This window comes from Streptomyces sp. SM10 (assembly GCF_002910915.1).
Taxonomy (GTDB): domain Bacteria; phylum Actinomycetota; class Actinomycetes; order Streptomycetales; family Streptomycetaceae; genus Streptomyces.
This window is the reverse complement of sequence record NZ_NEUF01000188.1, coordinates 66,977-74,281: the sequence shown is the minus strand read 5'-3', so window position 1 is coordinate 74,281 and position 7,305 is coordinate 66,977. Positions and strand designations below refer to the sequence as shown.

The following is a 7,305-nucleotide window of genomic DNA, read 5'->3' as shown; positions in this document are numbered from 1 at the left end:
CTACTTCGGGTCGTCGCTGAACTTCGAGGTCGACCAGTGGTAGCCGAGGACGGTCAGGCCGATGGACCAGGCGAGGGCGAGCCATCCGCTGTGGCCGATCTCGGTGCCCAGGAGCAGTCCTCGGAGGGTCTCGATGGCGGGGGTGAAGGGCTGGTACTCGGCGATGGGCTGGAACCAGCCGGGCATCGCGTCGATCGGTGTGAAGGCGCTGGAGACGAGGGGGAGGAGGATCAGCGGCATCGCGCTGTTGCTGGCCGCCTCCGCGTTCGGGCCGGCCATCCCCATCCCGACCGCGATCCAGGTGAGGGCCAGGGCGAAGAGGGCGAGCAGCCCGAAGGCGGCCAGCCACTCCAGGAGGGTGGCGTCCACGGAGCGGAAGCCGATGGCCGCGCCGACCGCGCCGACGAGGACGACGCTGGCGACGGACTGCAGGACGCTGCCGACGACGTGCCCGATCAGCACCGACCCGCGGTGGATGGCCATGGTCCGGAAGCGGGCGATGATGCCCTCGGACATATCCATGGCGACGGACACCGCGGCCCCGACGACGGTGGAGCCGATGGTCATGAGCAGGATGCCCGGGAGGATGTAGGCGATGTAGTCGGAGCGGTCGGCGTCGCCGCCGCCGATCCCCGCGCTCATGACGTCGCCGAAGACGTAGACGAAGAGCAGCAGGAGCATGACCGGGGTGAGCAGCAGGTTCAGCGTGAGTGACGGGTAGCGGCGGGCGTGCAGGAGGTTGCGGCGCAGCATCGTGGACGAGTCGCGCACGGCGAGGGACACAGCACTCATCGGACGGTCTCCTTCGGCTGGTTCGGCTGGTCGGTGGTGCTGGTCAGGGCGAAGAAGACGTCGTCGAGGTCGGGGGTGTGCACGGTCAGTTCGTCGGCCTCGATGCCGGCGGTGTCCAGTCGGTCGAGGACGGAGCGCAGGTCGCGCTGGCTGCCGTCGCTGGGGATCTGCAGGGTCAGGGACTCGTCGGTGGGGGTCTCCCCGCTCGAGCGGGGCCGGGTGAGGGGGAGGGTGACCTCGCCCAGGGCTTCGGCGGCGGAGCGGTAGGCGGCCGGGTCGGTGAAGCGGAGCCGGACGTGCCCGCCGGGGATCAGCCGCTTGAGCTCGTCGGCGGTTCCCTCCGCGGCGATCCGGCCGTCGTGGAGCACGGCGATACGGTCGGCGAGTTCGTCCGCCTCCTCGAGGTACTGGGTGGTCAGGAAGACGGTCACACCGTCCGTGACGAGCTCGCGGATGATGCCCCACATGGTGTGGCGCGAGCGCGGGTCGAGGCCGGTGGTCGGCTCGTCGAGGAAGATGATCCGGGGGCCGCCGACCAGCGTCATCGCGATGTCCAGGCGCCGCTTCATGCCACCGGAGTAGCTCGCGGCCGGCTTCTTCGCCGCCTCCGCCAGATCGAAGCGCTCCAGGAGTTCGGCGGTCACGCGCCGCCCCTGGCTCCTGGACAGGTGATGCAGGTCCGCCATGAGGAGCATGTTCTCCTCACCCGTGATCAGCCCGTCCACGGCCGAGAACTGCCCGGTCACACCGATCACGGACCGTACGGCCTGCGGTGCGGTGGCGAGGTCGTGTCCGGCGACCCGCAGGTCGCCCGCGTCGGCGCCGATGAGGGTGGAGAGGATCTTCACGGCGGTGGTCTTGCCGGCGCCGTTCGGGCCGAGGAGGGAGAAGACGGTTCCTTCGGGGACGGCGAGGTCGATGCCGTCAAGGACGGTCTTGTCGCCGTAGGACTTGCGGAGCCCGTTCGCCGCGATGGCCAGGCCGGTCATGAGGGGATCTCCTTCTGGGGGGGGCGGGTCAGAGGCTGCGGGCGGTGATGTCGCCCTGGGCGGTGGTCGCGTGGATGTCGAGGACGGTGGCGCCGTCGTTCCTGAGCTCGTTGCTGATCCGGCCGTAGGTGGTGCCGGCGTCCAGGGCGGCCGAGACACCCGCGGCGGCGGTGACAGAGATGTCGCCCTGCTGGGTGCTGAGGACGACCTTGCCGCGGGTGGCCTCGGCGATCCGGATGTCGCCCCGCCTGGTGCTGATCTCCGCGGGCCCGTCGAGCCGCCCGACCTCGACGTCGCCCTCGACGGCGGTGAGGCGGACGCCCGTGGCCTCGTCGATCTTGATCCGGTGGTACGCGCCCTCGAAGGCGATGTCGCCGAGGCGGCCGACGGCCCGGAACTCGGTGCCCGCCGCCTTCGCCTCGATCCGGGACCCGGCGGGAAGCCGGACGGTCACCTCGATGGATCCGGAGGGACCGACGTACTCGTTCTTCACCGGGACCTCGATCCGCAGGACTCCGTCGGAGTGCGCGGTCGTGGTCTGCTCCGCAGCCTTCACGTCGCGGCTCTTCGAGGCGTTCGTGGGACGGACCTCCACCGCGGTGTCGGTGCGGTCGGAGGCGATGACCTGGATGCGTCCGGCGGGGATGTTCAGAACGGCGGCGATCGGGGCGGGGGTGTCGAAGTTCTGCATCGTGCTCTCCTTGCGGTCGTTGTTTCTGACATTGGAAAAGCTACGTTGCGTTCATGAATGTGGCAACAGATTTGTTGCGTAGGAGTCCTATCATTGCAGCTAGTTGCTGCTATTTCGTTGCAGTGGTGCTGAATAGAATGCAACGTGAAGCATGGGGAGTGTTGCAATGAGCTGAGGGTGAACGCTATGGTCGGGGCATCGGACCACATGAAGGAGGGCGCGATGCCGGGAGGCAGGCTCACCCAGAAGGACCGCCAGCAGATCGCGCTGGGGCTGACCGACAACCTCCCCTACGCGGAGATCGCCCGGCGCCTGGAGCGGCCGACCTCGACGATCACACGTGAGGTGATGCGCAACGGCGGTCCCACCGGCTACCGCGCGGACCTGGCCCACCGCGCCACCGAACGCCGCGTCCAGCGGCGGAGTCCCGCGTCGCCGCGGGGGGCGGAGTCGGCCGCACTGCCGCACGGACGTGACCCGGTGGCCGTGGCCGAGTACGAGGAGCGGTTCACCACCGTCATGATGCAGTCGGGGCTGTCCAACAAGATGATGGCGCGGGTGATGGTCTGTCTCCTCACCACCGACTCCGGCAGCATGACCGCCGCCGAACTCGTCCAGCGCCTTCAGGTCAGCCCGGCGTCCGTCTCCAAGGCGATCGCCTTCCTCGAGGGCCAGGCCCTCGTCCGCAGGGAACGCGACGAGGGCCGCCGGGAGCGCTACGTCATAGACGAGAACCTCTGGTACCAGTCGATGACGGCCAGCGTGCGCGCCCTCACCCAGCAGGTCGACGTCTCACGGCAGGGCGTCGGTGTCCTCGGTCCCGGCACCCCGGCCGCCGTCCGCCTGGAGAACGTCGCCCGCATTCTCGACTTCGTCGCCGAGAGCCTCGCCCGCGCCGCGGAACAGGCCCGCGACATCCTCTACTCGAACGGCGGGACGGCCCCGGACGGCGGGACAGCTCCGGGCGCGGGTAGGACACCTGACACCGGGGCGGCGCCGGACGACGCCGGGCGGCGCTGAGACTACGGGCGGCGCTGAGACTACGGGCGGGCGGCCGGGACCGCCCGCTCAGGTTCCACCGCGCGGCGCGACACGGCTCACGGCTGAGGCAGGGGAGCCATCGTCGGTGGCACCGGACGGGAGGTGAACGACTGGTCGGCGCTCGGGGTCACCGGCACCGGCACCTGGGGGACTCCACCCCCCGACGGCGCGGGCGGGCCCGAGGGGCTGGCCGTCGAGGCGCCGGCCGCGTCGCGCGCCAGGCCGTCGAAGTCCACGAAGCCGGTGCGTTCCAGCATGGTGATGTGGTCGAGCACCGCCTGATTGGCGTCCGAAGCCAGTTGCCGGATCAGTGAGTTGCGCGTGGTGTGCCGCACCTGCGCGATCAGCGCGAACACCTTGCCGTGTGCGGCGCGCAGGAGGTTGGCGAACTTCAGCTGATACTCCTCGCCGCTCGCGGCGGTGAGCTCCCGGAGCCAGCCCTGCTGCTGTTCGGTGGGCTGGTTCGGGAGCTCCACGCCGAGCTTGGCCGCCACGTCGCGAGCCCGCCGGTCCAGATCCGTGTGACCGACCACCAGATGATCACCGGTGAGCTTCACCGCCTCGCTCGGGGCGCGCTCGATGGCCTGCTGCCCGGCGGGCAGCTCCCACAGCCCGGCGAGGCGCACCTTGGTCAGGAAGTCCCGGTCGGTCGCGGAGAGCGGCCCCCACTGGGTGGCGACGCTGGAAGCGTTCAGGTTGGCCTCGCCGGTGCCGGAGCGATCCGCGTAGGACCACACGGGATAGGCGAGGGCGCCGAGCGTGGCGACCAGCGCGGCGATGATGAGGGCCGTTCCGTTGATGCGTCGCAGCAAGATGTCTCCCGGGCCGGTACGTGACAGCGTCGAATCAACCGCCAACTGAATCGTGCGTCAACCTACTTGGCGGTCATGCCGGTGCGGCAGTACAGGGAGATACGTAGGCCGGCGCAGGATTGTTCAACCGGGGCGCACCGCGTTCCGAGCCCGCCCCTCCACCCGGTCGCTCTCCTCCGCCGAGGGCGCAGAGCGACCGGGCGGCGCGGGCCCGGTGCGGGAGCGGCGAGGTCAGCGGCGCAGCGCCGGGTGGTCGGCGACCACCGTGCAGGACCCCGGGGCGATCTCGGTGAACCCGGCGTCACGCACCACCGGCAGTCCGCTCGCGGTGAGTTCGCACCAGCGGGCGGCGTCCGGAGTGGCGACACGGAGCGGGAAGCCCGCCTCGCGCCACGCCTTGCGCTCGGTCTCCGACAGCTCCCACCAGGCGAGCTGGGCGCCGTGCCCGGCCTGCGCCATGGCCTTGCCCGCCGACATGGAGACGTCCGGATTCATCCAGAGCACCGCACCTGCGGCATCGGGCGCGGCCGGGGCCTCGGGGTCGTCCAGATCCGTGCCGGACACCTGGAGCTTGGCCAGCTCCTTGGGCCAGCCGTCCAGGGGCACCGGCGGAAACACCCGTACCTCGGCGTGGTCACCCGTGACCGTGATCCCGGGCAGTGCGGACGCCTTGCGCCACTCGGCGCCGCGCGCCCGGCGCACCACCTTGCGGATGCGTGCGTCCTGCCAGTCGTGCATGGCCTGTGCCCACTCGCCCTCGGTCCCGCACTCCTGCTCGCCGAGCGAGCGGGGGTCCGAGAGGATCGTCAGCACCGCGCGGGCGGCGGTCACCAGGGCGTCGTTGCGCGCCGGAGGGTCCGTCTTCTCGATGTGCACCACCAGCGGAAGAACGAACTGCGGGGCTTCGTCACGGGCCGTCGGCTCCGTGCGGAACGGGCTGTCGGCGGGGGCCTCCGGCACCGCGGGAAGGGGCTCGGGAATACGGTCGCTGCTCACGCCCCAAGTCTGCCAGGCCCCTCCGGCAACCCGTTCTTGGCGGAAGGCAGGGCTCCGGGTGAGGATGCACGGCATGAAGAGCGACCTCTTTTCCAGCGAGCACATGGCGCAGCGGGCCACGGCCCCCGGCATGACCCTGCAGAACGCCAAATCCATCAAGTACGCCGTCAACGGTGAGATGCACGCGCGCCAGGGATCGATGATCGCCTTCCGCGGCAGCCTCCGGTTCGAGCGCAAGGGCCAGGGCATCGGCGGCATGCTCAAGCGCGCGGTGACCGGCGAGGGGCTGGCGCTGATGGCGGTCTCCGGCCAGGGCGAGGCATGGTTCGCCCACGAGGCGGCCAACTGCTTCATCGTGGAGATGGAGCAGGGCGACGTCCTGACGATCAACGGCCGCAACGTCCTCTGCTTCGACGCGAGCCTCTCGTACGAGATCAAGACCGTGAAGGGCGCCGGAATGACCGGCGGCGGCCTCTTCAACAGCGTCTTCAGCGGATACGGCAAGCTGGGCCTGATATGCGACGGCCACCCCATCGTGATCCCGGTGACCGCACAGCAGCCCGTGTACGTCGACACGGACGCGGTTGTCGGCTGGAGCGCCCAGCTCTCCACCTCCCTGCACCGGTCGCAGAGCTTCGGCTCGATGGTGCGCGGCGGTTCCGGCGAGGCGGTCCAGCTGATGCTCCAGGGCGAGGGATTCGTGATCGTGCGCCCCAGTGAGCTGAAGCCGGAGAAGCCGTCGGCGCATTGATCCTCCGGGAAGCGGGCGGTCCCTGGGTGCTGCGCGGGCCCGGCCTGGCCCTGCACGCGTGAGTAGGCTCGTAGGCATGGACGACGCGCCGTACTGCGACACACCCGAGCGGGCCCCCGCCCCGGCGGACGGGGGCCCGCCGTACGCCGAGTGCGTGCTGTGCCGGAAGCCGACGGAGTACCCGGAGTCGACGAAGGGCAGCACCCTCTGCCCGGTCTGCGCCTGGCAGGAGGCGGGACGCACCGCCTGTTCGGGGTGACAGCCCCGCGGGCGGGGCGGACTCAGCCGCCCATCAGCTCGGAGACCTTGACGAAGCGGTAGCCGCGTTCGCGCAGCTCCGGGACGATGCGGCGCACCGCGTCGTCGGTGACGGGCGCCGCACTTCTGGTGCAGTGCATGACCACCAGCGATCCCGGCTTCACCCCGTCCAGCACCTGCTCGGCCACCGCGTCCGCGTCCGTGGCGAAGGCGTCACCGCTGACCACGTCCCACTGGACCGCGGTCACCCCGGTCGGCGCCAGGGCCTTCAGCGCCGCGTCGTCGTAGCAGCCCCCGGGGAAGCGGAAGTACGGCACGACCTGGCGCGCCCCCGTCCTCCGGATCGCGGTGAAGGCCCGCTCCACGTCGGCCCGCATGTCCGCCTCGGCCACGGTCGGCAGCCCGTAGCAGGGAGCGGAGAAGGCGTAGTGGCTGAACGAGTGGTTGGCGATCTCGAACAGGGGATCGTTGCCGATCGCCCGGGCCTGGGCGGGATACTCCTGTGCCCACCTGCCGGTCATGAAGACCGTCGAGGGGACCTTCAGCCGACGCAGCGAGGCGATCAGGGCGGGGTTGTCGAAGTGCTCGCCGTCAGCGGCACGGGGTCCTTGATCCGCGGTCATGTCCGCGTCGAAGGTGAGCGCGACGGCCTTGTCGGCCCCGGCCGCCGTGTCGCGGGGGCCCGAGCCGTCCGCGCGCCGTTCGAAGACGGGCGTGAGACCGGCGGGCCCCCGGGCGGGGACGGGCGGGCTGCTCCCCGGGACCGGTGAAGGGGAATCGCTGCCCTTCACCGGTTCCCGGGAGGCCGTCGGAAGCACGGCGGTCCTGGCGCGGGTGCCCTCGGAGTCACCGCAGCCGGCGAGCACCCCGCCCAGAACAGTCAGCACGATCATCGTACGAACGGATTTGATCACCGAAGGACGCTAGCTGATGGTTCTTCAGATGATGCTCACGGCGCTCCGGCCGTCCGGTGCC

The 7,305-nt window shown here is 70.7% G+C and carries 9 protein-coding genes; 3 read left to right on the top strand and 6 right to left on the bottom strand.

Features of this window, described 5'->3' with window-relative positions:
• From B9S57_RS33350 to B9S57_RS33340, 3 genes are read right to left on the bottom strand one after another with little or no spacing between them, the layout of a single operon-like run.
• A complete protein-coding gene (locus B9S57_RS33350; protein WP_103514014.1) occupies positions 1 to 792 on the bottom strand; it encodes an ABC transporter permease in 792 nt (263 codons plus the stop codon).
• Complete coding sequence (locus B9S57_RS33345; RefSeq protein WP_103760898.1) at positions 789 to 1,781, bottom strand: ATP-binding cassette domain-containing protein; 993 nt, start codon at positions 1,779 to 1,781, stop codon at positions 789 to 791. Before B9S57_RS33345 ends, B9S57_RS33350 begins: the two co-directional genes overlap by 4 nt.
• Positions 1,782 to 1,809: 28 nt before the next feature.
• Complete coding sequence (locus tag B9S57_RS33340; RefSeq protein ID WP_103760897.1) at positions 1,810 to 2,472, bottom strand: DUF4097 family beta strand repeat-containing protein; 663 nt, start codon at positions 2,470 to 2,472, stop codon at positions 1,810 to 1,812.
• Between the two features lie 222 nt (positions 2,473 to 2,694).
• On the opposite strand from B9S57_RS33340, the gene B9S57_RS33335 reads away from it, so the two are divergent.
• Positions 2,695 to 3,492: a helix-turn-helix domain-containing protein gene (locus B9S57_RS33335; protein ID WP_103760900.1), complete on the top strand. Its 798-nt coding sequence runs from the start codon at positions 2,695 to 2,697 to the stop codon at positions 3,490 to 3,492.
• Positions 3,493 to 3,569: 77 nt separating this feature from the next.
• On the opposite strand, the gene B9S57_RS33330 is transcribed toward B9S57_RS33335, so the two are convergent.
• Together B9S57_RS33330 and B9S57_RS33325 are read right to left on the bottom strand one after the other, a co-directional pair.
• Positions 3,570 to 4,322, bottom strand: a complete 753-nt coding sequence (locus tag B9S57_RS33330) for a DUF4142 domain-containing protein (protein ID WP_181011562.1) — start codon at positions 4,320 to 4,322, stop codon at positions 3,570 to 3,572.
• Positions 4,323 to 4,556: 234 nt separating this feature from the next.
• On the bottom strand, positions 4,557 to 5,321 hold the full coding sequence (locus B9S57_RS33325) for a peptidyl-tRNA hydrolase (protein WP_103760895.1): 765 nt from the start codon (positions 5,319 to 5,321) through the stop codon (positions 4,557 to 4,559).
• Between the two features lie 73 nt (positions 5,322 to 5,394).
• Between B9S57_RS33325 and B9S57_RS33320 the strand changes: the two genes are divergently transcribed.
• Complete coding sequence (locus tag B9S57_RS33320; protein ID WP_103760894.1) at positions 5,395 to 6,072, top strand: AIM24 family protein; 678 nt, start codon at positions 5,395 to 5,397, stop codon at positions 6,070 to 6,072.
• Positions 6,073 to 6,148: 76 nt separating this feature from the next.
• On the top strand, positions 6,149 to 6,331 hold the full coding sequence (locus B9S57_RS33315) for a hypothetical protein (protein WP_103760893.1): 183 nt from the start codon (positions 6,149 to 6,151) through the stop codon (positions 6,329 to 6,331).
• A gap of 22 nt (positions 6,332 to 6,353) precedes the next feature.
• Here the strand turns inward: B9S57_RS33315 and B9S57_RS33310 are convergent, their stop codons facing one another.
• Entirely contained in the window at positions 6,354 to 7,223 is an 870-nt protein-coding gene (locus B9S57_RS33310) for a polysaccharide deacetylase family protein (RefSeq protein WP_103760892.1), read from the bottom strand.
• Positions 7,224 to 7,305 lie beyond the last annotated feature (82 nt).

What these genes read in the sequence shown, in the direction of transcription:
- B9S57_RS33350 (WP_103514014.1), bottom strand. Translation starts at nt 792, where the DNA reads ATGAGTGCTGTGTCCCTCGCCGTGCGCGACTCGTCCACGATGCTGCGC.
- B9S57_RS33345 (WP_103760898.1), bottom strand. Translation starts at nt 1,781, where the DNA reads ATGACCGGCCTGGCCATCGCGGCGAACGGGCTCCGCAAGTCCTACGGC.
- B9S57_RS33340 (WP_103760897.1), bottom strand. Translation starts at nt 2,472, where the DNA reads ATGCAGAACTTCGACACCCCCGCCCCGATCGCCGCCGTTCTGAACATC.
- B9S57_RS33335 (WP_103760900.1), top strand. Translation starts at nt 2,695, where the DNA reads ATGCCGGGAGGCAGGCTCACCCAGAAGGACCGCCAGCAGATCGCGCTG.
- B9S57_RS33320 (WP_103760894.1), top strand. Translation starts at nt 5,395, where the DNA reads ATGAAGAGCGACCTCTTTTCCAGCGAGCACATGGCGCAGCGGGCCACG.
- B9S57_RS33315 (WP_103760893.1), top strand. Translation starts at nt 6,149, where the DNA reads ATGGACGACGCGCCGTACTGCGACACACCCGAGCGGGCCCCCGCCCCG.
- B9S57_RS33310 (WP_103760892.1), bottom strand. Translation starts at nt 7,223, where the DNA reads ATGATCGTGCTGACTGTTCTGGGCGGGGTGCTCGCCGGCTGCGGTGAC.